Source organism: Alteromonas sp. KUL42 (genome assembly GCF_006538325.1).
Lineage (GTDB): Bacteria > Pseudomonadota > Gammaproteobacteria > Enterobacterales > Alteromonadaceae > Alteromonas.
Map to the genome: position 1 here is coordinate 625,692 of NZ_BJKK01000001.1, position 18,876 is coordinate 644,567.

Below are 18,876 nucleotides of genomic sequence, written 5' to 3' on the forward strand. Positions count from 1 at the left end.
AGAAGCACACACACTATGGCATTTAACACGACACAAGAAATTATTGAAGACATTCGTCAAGGTAAGATGGTTATCTTGATGGATGATGAAGACAGAGAAAATGAAGGTGACCTGATTATGGCGGCCGAGCATATCACGCCGGAAGCTATTAATTTTATGGTTACTCATGCAAGAGGCCTTGTTTGCTTGCCAATGACGCAAGAGCGTTGTCGCACACTTAATCTGCCTTTGATGGTGGATAAAAACGAAGCGCAGTTCTCAACTAACTTTACAGTTTCTATAGAAGCTGCAAAAGGGGTAACCACTGGTATTTCAGCTGCTGACCGTGCCACAACGATTAAAGCTGCAGTGGCTAAAGATGCAAAAGCATCAGATATTGTTCAGCCTGGTCATATTTTCCCGCTTATTGCAAAAGACGGTGGTGTGTTGAACCGTGCAGGTCACACCGAAGCAGGTGTTGATCTTCCACGATTGGCTGGGCTAGAGCCAGCGGGTGTTATCGTTGAAATTCTCAATGAAGATGGCTCAATGGCCCGTCGCCCTGAACTTGAACTATTCGCGCAGAAACACAATTTGAAGATAGGCACCATTGCCGATCTTATCGAATACAGAAATTTAAACGAAACGACCATTGAGAAAGTGGCGCAGTGCAACATACCTACAGAATACGGTGATTTCGAATTACACACGTTTAAAGACAGTATTGATAACCAACTCCATTTTGCCTTGAAAAAGGGTGAGATCTCCTCTGATATTCCTACGTTAGTGCGTGTACATTTACACAATACATTTAGTGATTTGCTTGGTTCGACCCGTGGTATTCATCGCTCTATGACGCTAGCAGATGGCATGCGAAAAATCTCACAAGAAGGTGGCGTGTTGGTTTTACTGGGCAAAGAAGAGCATATTGAACAACAAGTTCGCCGCTTTGCAGCTGAGGATAGAGGTGAACGCCCAGCAGGTGCTGATTGGCAAGGTTCATCGCGCACAATTGGCGTAGGTAGCCAAATATTGGCGTCAATGGGCGTACACAAAATGCGTCTGCTTAGTAAACCAATTAAATATCATGCACTCTCAGGCTACGGCCTTGAAGTAGTAGAGTACGTGCACGACTAGCGCTTAGCTGAAGGCGGGATGTTAGCTAGAGTGGAGAGGGTATTTCCGCGGTAAACATTTAGTGCATTAAAGTGGGGTAGCGAGCTCGGTTTTGAACCCTCCACCGCATGGATGCGGTGGCGGAGCGTACAGGGATGTATTTACCGCGTGTTCACAACCGAGCTTGCTACCCCAACCAGATTTAGTCAAAAGTACAAAATAAAGTTAAACAAACAATAGATTTAGTTTAGGCGCAGTTGTGGTATACTTCGCGCCGTTTTTTCTCGAGGAATGAATCCATGCAGGTAATTGAAGGTAATATCAGAGCAACCGGTAAAAAGTTTGCTATCGTTGTATCACGCTTTAATAGCTTTGTAGTAGAAAGCTTGCTAGAAGGTGCATTAGACACACTAGAGCGTCACGGTGAAGTAAGTGATGACGATATCACCTTGGTTCGTGTACCTGGTGCTTATGAGCTACCTGTTGTGGCAAAGAAACTTGCCGAGAAAAAGTCATTTGACGCTATCATCGCATTAGGTGCGGTTATTCGCGGTGGTACACCTCATTTTGATTTTGTCGCAGGCGAATGTAATAAAGGCTTAGCGCAAGTATCTCTAGAATACGGTGTACCGGTAGCGTTTGGTGTCATCACAACAGATTCAATTGAACAAGCAATCGAGCGTTCGGGTACGAAAGCGGGCAACAAAGGTGCAGAAGCTGCACTAGGCGCGCTGGAAATGGTTAACGTTATTGATGCTGTTGAAAAGCTTTAAGGTAAACATTAAGTGAAAGTTTCAGCTCGTCGTAAAGCCCGTGAATTAGCCTTGCAAGGTGTATATTCATGGCAAATGAGTCGCAATGATATTCAGCAAGTTGAACTGGCCCTTGCGACCAGTAACGACATGCAAAAAGTAGATATGGCTTATTTCCAAGCTTTGCTGCGTGGTGTCGCGCACAACGCTAGTAAGCTAGATGACACCATCAAGCCGTATCTAGGTCGCTTGCCTGAAGAATTAGACGCTATCGAAAAAGCGATCTTGCGCATTGCAACACTTGAGCTGACCGAACGCATGGATGTGCCTTATCGTGTAATTATTAATGAAGCAATTGAACTTGCTAAGGCTTTTGGTGCCGAAGAAAGCCATAAGTTCATTAATGGCGCATTGGATAAAGCCGTGCGCACGTTGCGTAAAGACGAGCGCAACTAACCTTCAAATAGGGGCAGGGAGCGCCGCTGAAAGGGTTTAATAATTACCGTGAAAGAATTCGATCTTATCGGCCGCTATTTTTCAAACAGTGGCCACAAACGCAAAGATGTTGTTATAGGTATAGGTGATGACTGTGCTGTAACAACGGTTCCAGAAAATCAACAGCTAGCCGTCACTACCGATACGCTTGTATCAGGAGTGCATTTTTTAAATAATGCACCTGCGAAGTCTGTTGCCTACAAAGCCGTCGCTGTGAATTTAAGTGATCTAGCTGCTATGGGCGCAGAGCCCGCTTGGATAAGCTTGTCTTTGTCATTACCTGAAGTAGATGAAACTTGGCTTGATGATTTTGCAGCGGGCTTATACGAGTTAACTCAATATTACTCGGTAGAACTTATCGGTGGTGATACGGTAAAAGGGCCGATGGCGCTTACTATTACTGCACAAGGCTTTATTCCTCCGGGTTCAGAGTTAACACGAAGCAATGCTAAGCCGGGCGACTGGGTATACGTTACCGGTACACTTGGCGATGCTGGGGCAGGGTTAGACATTCTCAAAAATGCGCTTAACGTTTCGGGTGAAGCCAAAGATGTGCTAATTAATCGCCATTATTTCCCTACGCCTAGGGTTGCTGTGGGAACGGCCATTCGTCGTATCGCGACGTCCTGTATCGATATTTCTGATGGCTTATTGTCTGACCTTAAGCATATTCTTAAGGCTTCAGAGTGTGGTGCAAAAATTCATGTAGATCGATTGCCATTATCTCGTGCACTTACCAGTGCTGTTTCACCAGAACAAGCCATTGAGTATGCGCTGTCAGCCGGTGATGATTATGAACTCATCTTTACCGTGGGTGAGGAACAGCGTGGTAGCTTAGAAACGTCATTAGCCAGTACCAATGTTAAGGCCACATGTATTGGCCAATTAACTGGTCAGGCGGGTGTACTATCACTTATGCATAATAACGAGAAGTTTACACCGCAAAACCCTTCGGGTTACGAGCATAGCTTTTAGCTACCCATTTAAAATTAGTTATTGAGAGTAAGGACAATGCAACCTGAGTTTCGAGCTAGAGTCAGTATGAAGAACCCAGTACATTTTCTTGCTCTTGGTTTTGGAAGCGGCTTAGTGCCAGTTATGCCCGGTACATTTGGCTCGTTGGCTGCGCTTCCCTTACTTCTAGCTAGTGCTTACGTTTCAACGCTGTCGTTTATCGCGCTCACGCTTATCTTTTCTGTTGTTGGAATTTATCTTTGCGGTAAAACGGCTGATGACATGCAAGTACACGATCACGGTTCGATTGTGTGGGATGAAATAGCAGGTATGTTTGTAACTTTTCTTTTTGTACCTATTTCCGCCTCAAGCCTATTTATTGGCCTCGTACTATTTCGCTTGTTCGATATTCTCAAACCTTGGCCTATAGGTATTATAGACAAGCGTTTACACGGTGGTACAGGCATTATGTTGGATGATTTATTAGCGGGTGCAATGGCCTGCGGATGCTTGCATGTTATCGCTTTGTTATGGCCAAGTGCATTAAGCTTTATATGATATTGTGAGCGTACAAAAAACTGCCCGCGGTTTGCGGGCATTTTTGTAGTCGTTTACTTATAGAAAATAAAGAGAGTTGCTTTAGTAAATTTGTTGAACCCAAATCTATTTAAGCCAGCCTATTTAAGCCAGCCTATTTAAGTAAGCTGTTTGCAGCTTCTACAATACCGTCGGCATCGATGCCGTGCTCTTTATACATTTCTTGCTGCGTGCCTTGTAATATAAAGCTGTCAGGTAATCCAAGCATCTTAACAGGCTTTAACACGCCGTTTTGCTGAAGATGCTCAAGCACTGCGCTTCCCGCACCGCCCATAATACAGCCATCTTCTAGTGTTATTAGTGCAGCGTGTTTTTCGGCAGCATTGAGTACCGCCTCACCGTCTAGTGGTTTGACAAAACGCATATCAACTACAGTGGCATCTAGTATTTCAGCTGCCTCTAAAGCATAGGGAAGTAAACAGCCAAAGTTTAAAATAGCGATGCGCTTTTCAGAATCTTTGATTGACTGGCGGCAAATACGTGATTTACCAATGTCGATAGCTGTCATTTCCTCATCAGGCGTGATCCCCATGCCTGCACCACGTGGATAACGCACGGCTGCAGGTTGTTGCAACATATGCCCAGTGTAGAGCATTTGGCGGCATTCGTTTTCATCTGAAGGTGCCATGATCACCAAATTAGGAATGCAGCGCAAAAACGCAATATCAAACGCGCCTTGGTGTGTTGGGCCATCAGCACCCACAATACCCGCGCGGTCGATAGCAAATAAAACAGGGAGGTTTTGTATCGCTACATCATGGATCAGCTGATCATAGGCACGTTGCAAAAATGACGAATAAATAGCAACAACTGCATTCAATCCGTCTTTAGCTAAACCTGCGGCAAATGTGACAGCGTGTTGTTCTGCAATGGCAACATCGAAATACTGCTCTGGAAAACGCTGAGAAAACTCAACCATGCCTGAGCCTTCGCGCATGGCAGGCGTAACGGCCATAAGTTTGGGATCACTTTTCGCCATATCGCATAACCATTGACCAAAAATAGCAGAATAGGTGGGGGCAGAAGGCTTTGACTTTGGCAACGCATTGTCAGCAGGGTTGAACTTAGGTACTGCGTGAAATTTAATTGGATCTTCTTCTGCAACGGCATAGCCTTTGCCTTTTTTGGTCACCACGTGCAACAACTGAGGACCTTCGAACTTACGCATATTGCGCAGCGTATCGACAACCGCGTTAACATCATGACCGTCAATGGGGCCAATATAATTAAAACCTAGCTCTTCGAAAATGGTGCCTGGCACGACCATGCCTTTAATGTGCTCTTCAGCACGGCTTGCAAATTCCTTAATCGGAGGAACATTGCTTAAAAGCTTCTTGCCGCCATCGCGAATAGAGTTAAAAAAGTTACCGGTTAATAAGCGTGCTAAATGACTATTAAGTGCGCCTACATTTTCAGAAATAGACATTTCATTGTCATTAAGAACAACCACCATGTCTTTCTTAATATCGCCAGCATGGTTTAGCGCTTCAAATGCCATACCCGCAGTCATGGCCCCATCACCAATTACCGCAACTACTTTTCTGTCTTTGCCTTCTTTTTCAGAGGCGACAGCCATACCTAATGCCGCACTAATAGAGGTGGACGAATGGCCAACGGCGAATGTGTCGTAGTCGCTTTCTGGCGGCCAGGGAAAGGGATGTAGTCCATTCTTTTGACGAATGGTACTCATTCGCTCAGCGCGACCTGTTAAAATTTTATGGGGATAGGCCTGATGACCGACGTCCCATAACAAACGGTCAAATGGCGTGTTGTAGACATAGTGCAAAGCTACCGTTAACTCAACCGTGCCAAGGCCGGAAGCAAAGTGTCCACTGGTCTGGCTTACACAGTTAAGTAGGTATTCACGCAGTTCATCAGCCAGTTCTCGTAGCTTATCTTGTGGTAACTGTCGTAATTTGTCCGGTGTTTGCGCAAGCGCAAGCGTTGGGTAATGTTGGAGATCTAAACTCATTTACTTATTATCTTTTTCAACATGGCGCGTGGCTAGTGGTCTCGTTTTACCAATAGCTCGCTAAACGCAATTAAACTGTCTGTATTGTAGGGTAAACGCGCCAATGCTTGAAGCGCATTCTGATGTAGGGCGTCTAACTCTTTTTTCGCGCCTTCAAGGCCCAATTTAGCAGGGAATGTGTTTTTTCCCAAGGCTTCGTCTGAACCCGCTGGTTTACCCAACTGCTCGCTACTGCCTTCAACATCTAAAATATCGTCTTGAACTTGAAACGCCAACCCAATATCGGACGCAAACGCCATTAAATCTTGTTGGGCTTGTTCACTTAGGGTTTCGCTTACAATTGACACCATTTCAACACAGGCTTTCAACAACGCGCCCGTTTTTAATTTGTGCAGCGTTTTTAATTGTTCAAGGGTAATAGTTTGCCCTGTACTGGCTAAATCGATAGCTTGCCCACCGCACATGCCTACATAACCGGCACTTTTGGCTAATACAGACAGTAACTGCCCGCGTTTTGATTCTCCAACTTCACTGAGAGGGGAATCTGCTAAAATACTAAACGCAAGAGCCTGCAACGCATCGCCAGCCAATATGGCCGTGGCTTCATCAAATGCAATATGGCATGTGGGTAGACCACGACGTAAGTCGTCATCATCCATGGCGGGTAAATCATCATGAACCAGCGAATAAGCATGGATACATTCAATGGCCATGCTGATGGCCATTTGATCTTTTTTAGGGACGTCTAATGTGTTGCCGACCACTTGAACAAGCAACGGACGCATGCGCTTTCCCCCTGCGAGAAGCGCGTGACGCATGGCCTCTTTTAAACGTGGTGCGTAGTCGGGTAAATCATCAATTAACGACAGAAGTGACGCATCAGTCTGTGTTTTCACTTGCTGATGCAAAGCAGAAAAGTTCATTAAAGTAACCGGATAATGTAAAAGTAAACCTGTTAAGGTTGTTCACTCTCAGGAAGCGTTCTAAGCGTTTCTTCACCTTGTTCGTTCAACAGGATCTTAACTTTTTGCTCAGCGTGTTCCAGTGATTGTTGGCCTTGGCGAGAAAGCGCAATACCACGCTCAAATTTTTCTAGTGCTTGGTTGAGCGGTAAATCTCCGTTTTCCATCTCTTTAACGATGGTTTCAAGCTCTGATAAGGTTTCTTCAAAAGATGCTGATTTTTTTTCCGTCGTCATATAAACACTCAGTTTATTGGCCAAAATAGGTGTACCGCGCACATTAACCGAGGGTAGCACAGGGGTCAAATGGTTTGTCTGTATATTGCGGATAAGACCTACTGAGAGTGCAAATGTTAACCTGCTATGTGGTAGGTTTGCGTTAACTCAATAATATGAGATTAAAAAGAGTACGCAAAAAATTAAATATAGGTATATTCGTAATAGAGCAATGTTGGCTATAGTAATCGGGTAAAGTTAAAATTGTTATAGCGACGAGTAAACTTCATCAATGTCGTATAAATATGATATTTTTCAATAATGTCGTTTTAGTATTTTAATACTTTGCCGATAAAATAAATGAACATTAATAGCACTGACTGCGCATAAATGGGGATGAGTGAGTGGATTTAGCAACCGTCATAGGTATGTTGGGTGCCATCGGCTTTGTTGTGATGGCAATGTTGATGGGTGGCAGCATGAGCATGTTTATCGACGTGCCTTCGACCTTAATTGTATTTGGTGGAACCCTATTTGTTGTCCTATCTCAGTTTACATTGGGCCAATTTTTTGGTGCAGGTAAAGTAGCGGGTAAGGCGTTCATGTTTAAAATTGATACGCCAGAAGAATTGATTGAAAAAATTGTGGAAATGGCAGATGCAGCACGCAAAGGTGGCTTTTTGGCGCTAGAAGAGGCTGAAATCTCCAACCCTTTCATGCAAAAGGGCGTAGATATGCTGGTAGATGGTCATGATATTGAAGTCGTGCGAGAAACCTTAGCAAAAGATATTTCCATGACCACCGACCGCCACGACTTTGGTATTTCCATATTCAAAGGAATGGGTGATGTAGCACCTGCCATGGGCATGATTGGTACACTTATCGGTCTTGTGGCTATGTTGTCGAACATGGATGACCCCAAAGCGATAGGACCGGCAATGGCCGTAGCCTTGTTAACGACGTTATATGGTGCCTTTCTCGCGAACGTTATTTGCCTGCCTATCGCCGTTAAATTAGGTAACCGCGCAGCAGAGGAAAAACTCAATCAGAGTTTAGTGTTAGACGGTATCGTAGGTATTGCCGATGGGCAAAACCCTCGGGTAATCGAAGGTATATTGAAAAACTATCTAGCAGCCAGTAAACGTGGTGCTGCCGAGGAAGAGTAATGGCCGACGAAGAATGCCCCAAATGTCCCCCCGAAGGTCTGCCTGCATGGATGGGGACTTTTGCTGACTTAATGTCGTTATTGATGTGCTTTTTCGTATTGCTATTGGCATTTTCAGAAATGGATGTGTTGAAGTTTAAACAAATTGCCGGCTCGATGAAGTTTGCTTTTGGCGTACAAAATAAAATCGAAGTTAAAGACATTCCCAAAGGCACCAGCGTCATCGCCATGGAATTTCGCCCCGGGAAGCCAGACCCGACGCCTATTGAAACCATTCAGCAGCAAACTATAGAAATGACCCAACAGATGTTGGAGTTTCAAGCGGGCGATGAAGACTCTGCAGGCGGTCGTCAGAAGCAACGGGGTGAGCAACGTGGTGGACAGTCGCAACAAACGGCGAACGAGTCTTCATCATCAGCTGAGCAAAGCTCTGATCAGTCTCAAACAGCCGAACTAATGAAAAAAATTGCCCAACAATTGCAGAAGCAAATACTTGACGGGTCTGTAGAAATGGAGTCATTAGGCCAGCAGATAACTATTCGTATTCAAGAGAATGGATCGTTTTCAGCAGGTTCGGCTTTTTTGCAGCCTCAGTTCCAACCTATTTTGCGTAAAATTGGTGTCATCCTCGCAGAAGTTCCTGGAGAGCTTGAAATATCGGGGCACAGCGATGGTCAACACATTGCCAATGAGCTATATCGCTCAAATTGGGACTTGTCAGCTCAGCGCGCTGTTGCAGTGGCTGAGGCCATGCGCACCGCGCCTGGATTTGACGAGAGCAGAATGTCGGTGGTCGGTAAAGCAGATACCGACCCTGTGGTTGAAAATGCTGTCACATCTGAAGATAGGGCTAAAAATAGACGGGTTGAAATTAACATCAACCAAGGAAAGCCAATGTTGTCAAAACCTATCTCGGTGGTGGAAGAAAATTGAATAATGTACCCCAACTACGCTCTGGCGAGCTCATCTCGAAAATGTGGCTTTGATAATACGAGCTGCACGGTACTGATGGTTCGCTCTAGAAAACCACCTTCGCAATATTTTAAGTAATATGTCCACATACGCACAAAACGTTCATCGTACCCATCTTTAAGTAGTGCGTCCTTTGCAGTGATAAATTCTTCATACCAGTGATTTAATGTTTTGGCATAGTCTATACCAATGTCATGCAAATCTCGTATCATCAGGTTTGAATACTTCTTAAGGTGCGCATTAAGCTGATATTGTGACGGAAGGAAACCGCCTGGGAAAATGTATTTTTGGATGAAATCGACACTGCTTGCATAGCTGTCAAAACGTCTATCATCAATGGTGATAGACTGAAGGAGCATCAATCCGTCCTCTTTAAGTAGTGATGAACATTTTTCAAAGAAATTGCCCAAGAACTGCTTGCCTACTGCTTCAATCATTTCAATAGAAACCAGTTTGTCGTATTTCCCTTCCAAAAGACGATAATCTTTCTTGAGCAACGTAATCTTATCTTCAAGTCCTTCTTTTGCAATCCACGCCTTCGCCCAAGCGTGCTGTTCTTCAGAGATAGTCGTTGTGGTGACTTGACAGCCGTAGTTTTTCGCTGCATACACCGCTAAGCCGCCCCAGCCAGTACCAATTTCCATAAGGTGATCGTTGCTATTTAACTGAAGCTTGTCACAAATCGTCTTGAGCTTGTAATTCTGCGCTTGGTTTAGCGTTGCATTGTGATCAGGATAGATTGCGGAAGAATACATCATGGTCGGGTCTAAAAAGCGGGTGTAAAGCTTATTGCCCAAATCGTAATGCGCCTCTATATTTCGCTTCGCCTGGTCTTTCGTATTACGTCTGGCGAAGTGTTGAAGTTTGTTGATGGGTAAGGTCAACCACTTAAACTTATTTTCCCACTCATCGAGGGTGGGAAGATTACGAGCAAAAATGCGGATCACTGCAGTTACATCATCGCTATCCCACAAGCCATCCATATAAGCTTCACCAGCACCGACACTACCACCGAGAAGAAGCTTGCGATACGCTCCAACATCAAGAATGTTCACCGTAGCACGCAGGTCATCTTTATTGTCACCAAACTGTGCAATGAGATCTCCCTGTTCTTGAATAATTAGACTACCTAAGGGCAGCTTTTTTAAGCACTGCAAAAATAGGCTTCGACAGGTCTTATCAATAAAAGAGACCTCTGATGTGGATAGTAGAACAGATTCACCGAAAGACATTATTATTGTTCCTGACCCTTTTTTGGATGTGTATACAGTGGCGTTTTTTTGAGGAAAAGCTTAAGTGCTTGCCAATAAATTCCCGACACTGTTTTAATTGTCATGCTGGGTATACGTTTCATAGCACGGGCTAGATTCACATTATCTAAGTTAAATTTTGTTAACTTTATACCTGCACTGAACTCTTTTTCCTCTCGAACGCAGTTCATTGTTAATGTAAGTGTATGAGACGGTTGTTCAATTTTCCACTGGTAGGTCATGTCCATAGGGTTAAAGGGTGATACATGAAATGCCTTTCGGGTATCGTGTTGAAGTGCTAGGTCGACAAGATAGTAATGACGTTCGTTCCAAGGCGTGTTACTTACTTCGGCTAGTAAATGGGTATATACACCTTCTTGGTTGCGACGATAGTAAAAATTTACTGGGCTAAAATACCAACCCCACATACGAAGTTGACCTAACATAAAGATATCGCCGTCAATAATTTCAAAGTCACTTAGCGTGTTCATTTTTTCCAGTACCGCTTGTGATAAAGGAACATGTTTTTCGCCTAAGTAATCTTCTCGTTTAAAACGTGCTCGTGCTCTTTTGACGTGACTAAAATGCGTAAGCGCGCATGATAGTTCCTCAAGTTCATTTCCGGTGAGCTTTAGCCAAAACAAATAGATGTCGTAGTCGAACTTGTGTTGAGTGGGCTTAAACCTTTGGTGATACACCTTGCCCTGATATATTGCGCTTTCTATCACAGTGACTCACCAAATCGCTGACACACATCCAAAGCACTTCTCACGCCATCTTCGTGAAAACCGTTATACCAATACGCACCGCAGAAATGCAGATTATTAACACCACATATTTCATGGCGACGCTGCTGTGCTTCTACCATATTGGCACTGTATTGAGGATGAGCGTAGTCATATTGCCCTAAAATGCTTGATACATTGATACTGTCGGTATTATTTAAGGTAACGCAATACGTGCTGTTAGCCTGTAAGCGCTGCAATATATTCATATTGTAGGTTACCGAGGCGGGACGTGCCTCTTCATTCATGTCTTCTTTTAATCGATAGTTCCAACTTGCCCATGCCAGAGGACGTTTGGGGAGTTGCCCAATGTCTTTGTGCATTACTACATCGTTACTGGCATACGGAATAGCGCCCAATATATCGATATGACTTTGGGTAGGCATGGCAAGCATGGCAAGAGCTTGGTCGCTATGGCAGGCAAAGATGACATCCTCATACAACGATTTTTCGCCGTTTGTATCTGTTACTTCCCAACGATCGTTTTGTCGCGTAACTAATGTAACACCTGTGGAAAGCTTAATTTTCGATTTGAATGGCGCGATTAAAGGAGGAATATAAGCGCTTGAACCGCCTTTGATTGTGTACCACTGCGGTCGATCAGTGATATTTAATAAGCCGTGGTTATTAAAAAACTTCAAGAAGAAGGTCAGTGGAAACCCTCGTGTTTGCTCTAAACTGCTCGACCAAATCGCAGCGCACATGGGTAAAATATAGTAATTTGCAAAATCGTCGCTTAGTTTTAGTTCATCAATGATGTCTTGCAACGAAAGGCTCGATGTGTCGCGCTCTTCTGCCACCATGGCTTTGCAGGCTTTGTTAAACTTCAGAATATCGTTCACAATCCGCCAAAAGCGTGGGCGAAATATATTTCTTCGTTGTGCGAATAAACTGTTTAGGTTGTTTCCATTGTACTCAAGGTTCGCTTTTTCGGCGGTGACCGAAAAACTCATTTCTGTTTCTTGATAATCTATGCCTAGTGAATTGATAAGTTTAATGAAGTTTGGGTAAGTCCAGTTATTAAAAACAATAAAACCAGTATCGATGTTATGGGTTTCACCATTATCGGTAATGGTTTTAGTCGCAGTATGGCCTCCAATATAGTCGTTGGCTTCATAAACGGTGATATCGTGTTGTTTATTCAGTAAGTGCGCACAAGTTAAGCCTGAAATACCGCTTCCAATTATGGCAATTTTTTTGGTCATTGTTTACTTCTCTTGTTTTTTATCTGTCATTGCCAATGAAAGGCGCTTTTGAATTGGTGTAGGCAAAATGTGCATGAAGCGCAAAATTAAGCCAAACACTCTTGGAAAAAAAACGGATGAACTGTTGCTCTCAATGCCTTTAAGCATAGCGATGGCCGCGTCCTCAGCGGAAATCTTCATTGGCATCTCAAAATCATTTTTGTCAGTCAATGGCGTCTCTACAAAACCGGGAGAGATGCATTGCACTTCAATGCCTTTTGGATGTAGGTCCACCTCCAGTGACTTGGTAAAATAGTGCAACGCGGCTTTGCTGGCTCCATATGCCTGTGAACGGGTGAATGGAAGCAAACGTGCCATACTGTCAACGATGACTATTTTGTTCCCTTTGCGCAGCGTGGGAAGCATGGCCTCTACACAATGAACTACCCCAAAAAAATTTGGCTCGAAGACACGTCGAAACATGTCAGATTCAAAGGTGTCAACATCCACATACTCACATGTACCTGCGTTAAGTACGGCGACGTCGAATTGCAAAGAAGTGAAGGCTTCTTGTGTCTCTTCAAGTGATGTTACATCGAATTGAGCGATATCGATGTTTGGATTTTCTTTTAACGAATTTAGCGCTTCCTGATTTCGTCCACACGCAATGACCTTGTAGCCACGACTTGCCGCATGTATGGCTAGGGCTTTGCCTATACCAGACGTAGCGCCTGTAATGAGTATTGTCTTCATGAAGCCAATTTCCGTTTTATTTTTTTATCACAAATCCCAATAGGGGAATGTGTTCATAAACCATTTCCCCCAAATCGTAGTAGTCTTTGTGATAAACAATTAAATCATTCTTAACACTAAGCTGAGTAGTACCGTCCAAGGTAATGAGTTTGCTTTTCTGTTTTGAAACGAGTGTCATTGTCCAGTTGGCCACATGTGTAATTTCCGATGTTTTGCTTTTACTTTCCAGTATGTCGCTAATATCGAATTCACAAGATTTCGCGTGCACTAAAAGATTACTAAAATACTCTTGTACCTCAGGTAAGCCTCGGTGGGTAGTGATAGGGTCAATAAACACAATGTCATCTGTATAGAGCTTATTTAGCGCGTCAGGCTCAACTTGACATAAATCGCGGTAGGTGTGTCGAAAACGTGTAATTACATCCATACTCTATCTCTTATCTTCATATGCAATTAAGCAATTTCCACAGCAGCCCAAACTTCAATACGTTGCGGATGGAATATCTATACAGTGATTGCCTATAGTAGTGTTTTAAAAGTAACTGCATTTTGATAAGTGTTTGAACAAACACTTATGCGCCCTTCTTACATTTACATTGGCTTTCATAGAAGAGATCACGACGAATAAACAAAGTGTGAAATTTTTTCACATTCGATCCAATTCATTCCCACTCTCGTAGATGTTTTTGTGTTATCGGAAGTTTTTATTATGAGTGAAGAACGTTTTCCTTTATTTCCATTATCAGCTCACCTTCTCCCGGAGGGGAGGATGGCGCTACGCATTTTTGAGCCTCGTTATGTGCGAATGGTGAAAGACGCGTGCGCTAACGGCACTGGGTTTGTGATGTGCATGCTCAATTCAAGCGGTGACAAATCGAAAAACGAACATATTTACCCCATAGGCACATTCGCCCACGTTATAGACTTTGACTTACTCGAAGATGGGTTGCTTGGCATAAAGGTTGCTGGTTCACATTTAGTTGAGGTTTCGCACATTTCTTCTGACGAAGATGGCTTACGTACAGGGTTGTGTAAAGATTTAACGCCCTGGCAGTGTGAAATATCAGCTCAACAGATGGCCCCTATGGACGAAAGGCTTAAAGAGGTATTCAAAAATTACGATGAACTGGCAAAGCTTTACGAGTCGCCACAATTTGGATGCCCGAATTGGGTATTGAACAGATGGTTGGAATTACTTCCCGTAGATGGTGCACAAAAGCAGTATTTTCTGTCGCAGAAAAATTGCATAAGCTTGCTTAATTACCTTTCAGCATTAATTGCTTAGAAGGTGCATAGAAAACTAAGATTACAAACATTACAAAATCGTAATTTAATTTGCGCGAAATTTGCAAACGCTCTAAGCCGAAAAGTCGTAGAATTAATGAACCAAAACGGAAAGGCGGACAAAATATATGTTAGTTGGAATTCCATTGGAACAGAGTAACAGCACAGTTAAACCAAAAGACTGTGCTAATGAAATGTCGGATTACCTCGTAGCTGTAGCACAAGAGCGATGCAAACCTTCTTTTGCTCGCGTTTTTAATTACTTCGCCCCCCGTTTGCGCTCTTACGCCTTAAAACAAATGGGTAACGAAGCACTAGCGATGGAACTGGTGCAAGACACCATGTCTAATGTTTGGCAAAAAGCGCACCTGTTTAATGCTGAGAAAGGTTCTCCTTCTACGTGGATTTTCACTATCGCACGAAATATCCGCTTCGACATGTTACGCAAGCTTCAAAATCGCAAAGAGGATGTTTGTTCTGACGATTTGTGGCCAGTATTGTGCGAACAAACAGCTGATGTAAATGAAGCGCCACTCGACGAGCAAGTAACGTTAGAACAGATTGGACACTTGTTTGAAGCTCTGCCCAAAAAGCAAAAGGCAGTGATTGAAGCAATCTATATAGACGGAAAATCTCAACAAGAAGTTGCTGACGAATTGTCTATACCATTAGGTACGGTTAAGTCTAGAACCCGTTTGGCGCTTCAACGTTTAAAGGTCATGCTAAGCGACGATGATTAAGTTTCACCCGACTGCTGAACAGTTAAAAGAATTTGTAGAAGGTAAGTTGAGTCCAGCAATTGCGTTAATGGTGGCTGCCCATTGTGATATGTGTAGCCAATGTAGCGCTTTTGTTGAAAAGGAAACTGAAGAGGTGGCTTCTAAAGCGTTTACAGAGCCGACCTTAGCGTTAGATGATTCATTCAACTCTGCATCTGCAATGTCATTGATGATGTCTCAAATTATGCAAATGCCCGCAGCACATCAAGCCGATGGTGGCTTAAATAGGAGCTTGCTTGATAGCGCGGGGAACAGGTTAATATCAAAAGAAACATCCTCAAAAACTGTCAGAATTAATGGTGTCGATGTTAGTAACGGCGTAGAAAGAACGACATCGATCGAACTCGATGGTCGTGTTTTCACGCTACCTAAAACATTGCATAGGTATATCGAGAAAACAGGAAATTGGTCAGGTCTGGTTGGTAAGTTATGGCAAGCGCCAGTTGATTTAGGCAACCAAGGCGTGGCGAATTTTATATTTATGGGAAGTGGCGGAAGTGTACCTGAACATACGCACCGCGGAACCGAATACACGCTGGTTATTGACGGTGAATTCAGTGATGGACTAAGTCATTACGACACCGGAGACTTCATTTATATGGATGGAGAGAAAACTCATACTCCCAAAGCTGAAGGCAATGAGGGTTGTTTGGTGTTTAGTATTGTTGATCAGCCATTACATTTCACTTCGGGCCTCGCCAGGTTGTTAAACCCATTCAGTCATTTGTTTTTTAGATAAAATAAATAACATTGTTCAAACAAAAACGCACTGATAAACAGTGCGTTTTTTTATATTCAAAATTCTAAGGCAAAACTAGCTAATGAAATCGCTATCAGGGTAGTTAAGCTTTAATGTCTTCATTGCATTATCACGCAATTCGGTTAAACCTAGTTGCTCGTAACTCGAGACCATAATCTCAAGTGCTTGTTGAACCTGTGTGGTATTAGGGAAATGTTCAATAACATAACGACCACGATTAGCCGCAGCAACGTAGGCTTCTCTTCGCATGTAGAAGCGCGCAATAGCAATTTCGTATCTGGCTAGGCGGTCTTTGATATAAACCATGCGCTGTTTAGCGTCGGCCGCATATTTACTTTCAGGGTATTGCTGAATAAGGCGACGGAAGTCTTCGAACGCTTGGCGAGACTTGGAAGGGTCTCTATCTGTACGATCGATATTCATTAGCTCTTGGAATAAGTTGCTGTCAGATTCCATGTTAGTCAATCCGCGCATGTAATACGCATAATCTACATCAGAGTGATTTGGATTAAGGCGAATAAAGCGGTCGACAGTCGCTAATGTTTCTTCGGGCTTACCTGACTTGTAGTAGCTGTAAATTAGATCGAGCTGCACTTGGTGAGACAATGGGCCAAATGGATAGCGTGAATCTAAAGCACTCAACGTTTGAGCAGCGGCACTGAAGTTGCCCACTTCCATGCTGGTTTTCGCTCTGTCATACAGTTGCTGTGCACCCATATTAGCTAAAACGGCTTTCTCTTCTGGGTCTGAAGAGCTGCATCCTGCAACAGATACCATGGCACCTAATAGTACGGGGGCCAGTAAACGAAATGATTTCATAATAATTCTATTTTCCTGCTAAACAGTGTTTTTAATACTTCGCTGTCTAAGCTCATGTGTTAAACAACAACACTTTGAATGCATTCTAACGTACTAACGGTAAGAAAAACCATACAAAAACGTAAACAACGCAGTGTACAGCGTGAATACTTGTTATAATACTCTTTTTTAGACGTAATCAATGGTGTTATGACACAGTCGCTCAACACAATACAATTAGAAGCTACAACAGAAGCTGCGCATTTTGGTTTACGGTTAGATCAGGTTTTAGCTGATTTGTTCCCTGAATATTCACGTTCTAAGTTAAAAACTTGGATCCAAGACGGTTGCGTAGCAGTTAACGGCGAGGTAATTACTATTCCTCGCCACAAAATGCAGATGGATGAACTGGTTACAGTGCAAGCCGAAATGGACGTGCAAGTTACCAGTGAAGCACAAGATATTGCGCTAAATATCGTTTACGAAGACGAGCATATTCTTGTTATCAACAAGCCTGCTGACTTAGTAGTGCACCCAGGTGCCGGTAATCCAAGTGGTACTGTTTTAAACGCACTGCTTAATCATGTGCCAAACATTGATAAAGTGCCCCGTGCAGGGATTGTTCATCGTCTCGATAAAGACACAACAGGTCTGATGGTGGTGGCGAAAACCATTCCCGCGCAGACACACCTTGTTGATCAACTTCAGCGCAGAGAAATGAGCCGAGAATATGAAGCCGTTGCTCTGGGCACAATGGTTGCTGGTGGCATTGTCGATGCGCCAATTGGCCGCCATGCAACAAAGCGTACGCACATGGCTGTTAGAGAAATGGGTAAGCCCGCGGTAACGCACTATCGCGTTATTGAAAAGTTTAGAGCTTACACGCACTTACGACTTAAGTTAGAAACGGGGCGTACCCATCAAATTCGTGTTCATATGGCGCACATTAAGCATCCTTTACTTGGTGATCAGGTTTATGGTGGTCGTCCGCGTTTACCGAAAGGGGCGTCTGATGACTTTATCGCTGCTTTGCGAGGCTTTCAACGTCAAGCACTACATGCTGCGCAGCTTTCGTTATTTCACCCTGAAACAGAAGAGTGGATGACATGGAAGGCGCCATTGCCACAAGATATGCAAGATTTGCTAAAAGCAGTGAAGCAAGACACGATCGATAACCCACAAGATATGCTGTAAGGCAATGACGTTACCACTGGCTTTGATCACTCCACAATGGCAATGCCCTGAAAGCATTGTTGCTTATACTACAACTAAAGCCGGTGGGGTGAGTGAAGGCGACTTTGTTGGCTTGAACGTTGGCGCGCATGTTGGCGATAACTTGCATCACGTTCAGGCTAATAGAAGCCTTTTGCCACATAGCGAAAAAATAACTTGGTTAGAACAAGTTCACGGCAACCGCGTTGCGCGCCTGCCAACCCAAAACGTACAAGCTGATGCCGCGTTTTCTACATCAAGTATGCACTTTTGTGCCGTAATGACCGCCGACTGTGTTCCCATACTCTTGTGTGATGTTAAAGGAACTCAGGTGGCTGTTGTGCATGCTGGTTGGAAAGGGCTGGAAAACCACATTATTGAGAATGCAGTTACAGCTTTTGATATTGCACAGGGTGAATTAATGGCGTGGATTGGCCCTGCAATATGTGGGGCGTGTTACGAGGTAGATGCCTACTTGGCAAGCGTGTTCAAGCGCTACCCAACGGCAATCAAACAAGGGCAAGCAAGCAATAAATATCTGCTCAACTTGCCTTTAATTGCTGAATATCAATTAAAAGCGCTTGGGGTGTCTAATGTAACCCAAAGTCAACTTTGTACATATTGCCGTGAAGATTTGTTCTACTCTCATCGACATGCCACACACCATCATAAGCCGAACACTGGGCGTATTGTCAGTGTTATTGGTTTGAAATAGCAAATAACGACTTTTCGATATTTTTGCCGATAACCCCTCTACTAAGGAGAAAACAGTACTCTCAGGCTAAGAGCTTGTTAGGCTGAAATTTTTAGCGCTACTGCTATGTTTGTTCTAAATCAAGTTTTTGGGCGAATTTGCTACTTTTTACATCGACTTTTCAATCTCACACTTGAA

21 protein-coding genes are annotated in these 18,876 nt (G+C 43.6%); 12 read left to right on the top strand and 9 right to left on the bottom strand.

Annotated elements, in window-relative coordinates:
• The first annotated feature begins 15 nt into the window (after positions 1-15).
• From ribBA to EYR97_RS02725, 5 genes are all read left to right on the top strand, one after another.
• The gene (ribBA, locus tag EYR97_RS02705; protein WP_131092280.1) at positions 16-1,116 is read left to right on the top strand and encodes a bifunctional 3,4-dihydroxy-2-butanone-4-phosphate synthase/GTP cyclohydrolase II; all 1,101 of its coding nucleotides are present in this window, start codon (positions 16-18) and stop codon (positions 1,114-1,116) included.
• Positions 1,117-1,394: 278 nt separating this feature from the next.
• Positions 1,395-1,868: a 6,7-dimethyl-8-ribityllumazine synthase gene (gene ribE, locus EYR97_RS02710; protein WP_014998929.1), complete on the top strand. Its 474-nt coding sequence runs from the start codon at positions 1,395-1,397 to the stop codon at positions 1,866-1,868.
• Between the two features lie 12 nt (positions 1,869-1,880).
• Positions 1,881-2,303, top strand: a complete 423-nt coding sequence (gene nusB, locus EYR97_RS02715; RefSeq protein WP_131092281.1) for a transcription antitermination factor NusB — start codon at positions 1,881-1,883, stop codon at positions 2,301-2,303.
• A 48-nt stretch (positions 2,304-2,351) separates the two neighbouring features.
• Complete coding sequence (gene thiL, locus EYR97_RS02720) at positions 2,352-3,317, top strand: thiamine-phosphate kinase (protein WP_131092282.1); 966 nt, start codon at positions 2,352-2,354, stop codon at positions 3,315-3,317.
• A 36-nt stretch (positions 3,318-3,353) separates the two neighbouring features.
• The gene (locus EYR97_RS02725; protein WP_131092283.1) at positions 3,354-3,854 is read left to right on the top strand and encodes a phosphatidylglycerophosphatase A; all 501 of its coding nucleotides are present in this window, start codon (positions 3,354-3,356) and stop codon (positions 3,852-3,854) included.
• A gap of 133 nt (positions 3,855-3,987) precedes the next feature.
• On the opposite strand, the gene dxs is transcribed toward EYR97_RS02725, so the two are convergent.
• Genes dxs through xseB form a run of 3 tightly spaced genes read right to left on the bottom strand, consistent with a single transcriptional unit; the run spans position 3,988 to position 7,063 of the window.
• On the bottom strand, positions 3,988-5,865 hold the full coding sequence (dxs, locus tag EYR97_RS02730) for a 1-deoxy-D-xylulose-5-phosphate synthase (protein ID WP_131092284.1): 1,878 nt from the start codon (positions 5,863-5,865) through the stop codon (positions 3,988-3,990).
• 32 nt (positions 5,866-5,897) lie between these two features.
• Entirely contained in the window at positions 5,898-6,788 is an 891-nt protein-coding gene (locus EYR97_RS02735) for a farnesyl diphosphate synthase (RefSeq protein ID WP_131092285.1), read from the bottom strand.
• Between the two features lie 32 nt (positions 6,789-6,820).
• Complete coding sequence (xseB, locus tag EYR97_RS02740; protein ID WP_131092286.1) at positions 6,821-7,063, bottom strand: exodeoxyribonuclease VII small subunit; 243 nt, start codon at positions 7,061-7,063, stop codon at positions 6,821-6,823.
• 383 nt (positions 7,064-7,446) lie between these two features.
• On the opposite strand from xseB, the gene pomA reads away from it, so the two are divergent.
• Together pomA and EYR97_RS02750 are read left to right on the top strand one after the other, a co-directional pair.
• On the top strand, positions 7,447-8,208 hold the full coding sequence (gene pomA / locus EYR97_RS02745; protein ID WP_131092287.1) for a flagellar motor protein PomA: 762 nt from the start codon (positions 7,447-7,449) through the stop codon (positions 8,206-8,208).
• Positions 8,208-9,140, top strand: coding sequence for a flagellar motor protein MotB (locus EYR97_RS02750; RefSeq protein WP_131092288.1), 933 nt, complete (start codon positions 8,208-8,210; stop codon positions 9,138-9,140). Before pomA ends, EYR97_RS02750 begins: the two co-directional genes overlap by 1 nt.
• A gap of 14 nt (positions 9,141-9,154) precedes the next feature.
• Here the strand turns inward: EYR97_RS02750 and EYR97_RS02755 are convergent, their stop codons facing one another.
• The 5 genes from EYR97_RS02755 to EYR97_RS02775 are packed head-to-tail and all read right to left on the bottom strand — an operon-like array spanning position 9,155 to position 13,578.
• Positions 9,155-10,411 carry a cyclopropane-fatty-acyl-phospholipid synthase family protein gene (locus EYR97_RS02755; RefSeq protein ID WP_131092289.1) on the bottom strand — a complete coding sequence of 419 codons (1,257 nt, stop codon included), beginning with the start codon at positions 10,409-10,411 and terminating at the stop codon, positions 9,155-9,157.
• Between the two features lie 2 nt (positions 10,412-10,413).
• A complete protein-coding gene (locus tag EYR97_RS02760) occupies positions 10,414-11,157 on the bottom strand; it encodes a DUF1365 domain-containing protein (protein ID WP_131092290.1) in 744 nt (247 codons plus the stop codon).
• A complete protein-coding gene (locus tag EYR97_RS02765; RefSeq protein ID WP_131092291.1) occupies positions 11,154-12,419 on the bottom strand; it encodes an NAD(P)/FAD-dependent oxidoreductase in 1,266 nt (421 codons plus the stop codon). Before EYR97_RS02765 ends, EYR97_RS02760 begins: the two co-directional genes overlap by 4 nt.
• A gap of 3 nt (positions 12,420-12,422) precedes the next feature.
• Positions 12,423-13,151, bottom strand: coding sequence for an SDR family NAD(P)-dependent oxidoreductase (locus EYR97_RS02770; protein ID WP_131092292.1), 729 nt, complete (start codon positions 13,149-13,151; stop codon positions 12,423-12,425).
• 16 nt (positions 13,152-13,167) lie between these two features.
• A complete protein-coding gene (locus EYR97_RS02775; protein ID WP_131092293.1) occupies positions 13,168-13,578 on the bottom strand; it encodes a nuclear transport factor 2 family protein in 411 nt (136 codons plus the stop codon).
• Between the two features lie 282 nt (positions 13,579-13,860).
• Here EYR97_RS02775 and EYR97_RS02780 point away from each other — a divergent pair, with 282 nt between their 5' ends.
• The 3 genes from EYR97_RS02780 (at position 13,861) to EYR97_RS02790 (ending at position 15,953) form a co-directional block, all read left to right on the top strand.
• Positions 13,861-14,436 carry an LON peptidase substrate-binding domain-containing protein gene (locus EYR97_RS02780; RefSeq protein ID WP_131092294.1) on the top strand — a complete coding sequence of 192 codons (576 nt, stop codon included), beginning with the start codon at positions 13,861-13,863 and terminating at the stop codon, positions 14,434-14,436.
• Between the two features lie 127 nt (positions 14,437-14,563).
• The gene (locus tag EYR97_RS02785; RefSeq protein ID WP_131092295.1) at positions 14,564-15,175 is read left to right on the top strand and encodes a sigma-70 family RNA polymerase sigma factor; all 612 of its coding nucleotides are present in this window, start codon (positions 14,564-14,566) and stop codon (positions 15,173-15,175) included.
• Positions 15,168-15,953, top strand: a complete 786-nt coding sequence (locus EYR97_RS02790) for a cupin domain-containing protein (RefSeq protein WP_131092296.1) — start codon at positions 15,168-15,170, stop codon at positions 15,951-15,953. The genes EYR97_RS02785 and EYR97_RS02790 overlap by 8 nt, the downstream gene beginning before the upstream one ends.
• Before the next feature lie 75 nt (positions 15,954-16,028).
• Here EYR97_RS02790 and EYR97_RS02795 read toward each other — a convergent pair whose 3' ends face one another.
• Positions 16,029-16,793 (bottom strand): outer membrane protein assembly factor BamD, encoded by a 765-nt coding sequence (locus EYR97_RS02795; protein WP_131092297.1) that lies wholly within the window; start codon positions 16,791-16,793, stop codon positions 16,029-16,031.
• Between the two features lie 189 nt (positions 16,794-16,982).
• Between EYR97_RS02795 and rluD the strand changes: the two genes are divergently transcribed.
• Positions 16,983-17,966, top strand: a complete 984-nt coding sequence (gene rluD / locus EYR97_RS02800) for a 23S rRNA pseudouridine(1911/1915/1917) synthase RluD (RefSeq protein WP_131092298.1) — start codon at positions 16,983-16,985, stop codon at positions 17,964-17,966.
• Between the two features lie 4 nt (positions 17,967-17,970).
• Positions 17,971-18,699 (top strand): peptidoglycan editing factor PgeF, encoded by a 729-nt coding sequence (pgeF, locus tag EYR97_RS02805; protein ID WP_131092299.1) that lies wholly within the window; start codon positions 17,971-17,973, stop codon positions 18,697-18,699.
• Positions 18,700-18,876: the final 177 nt, after the last annotated feature.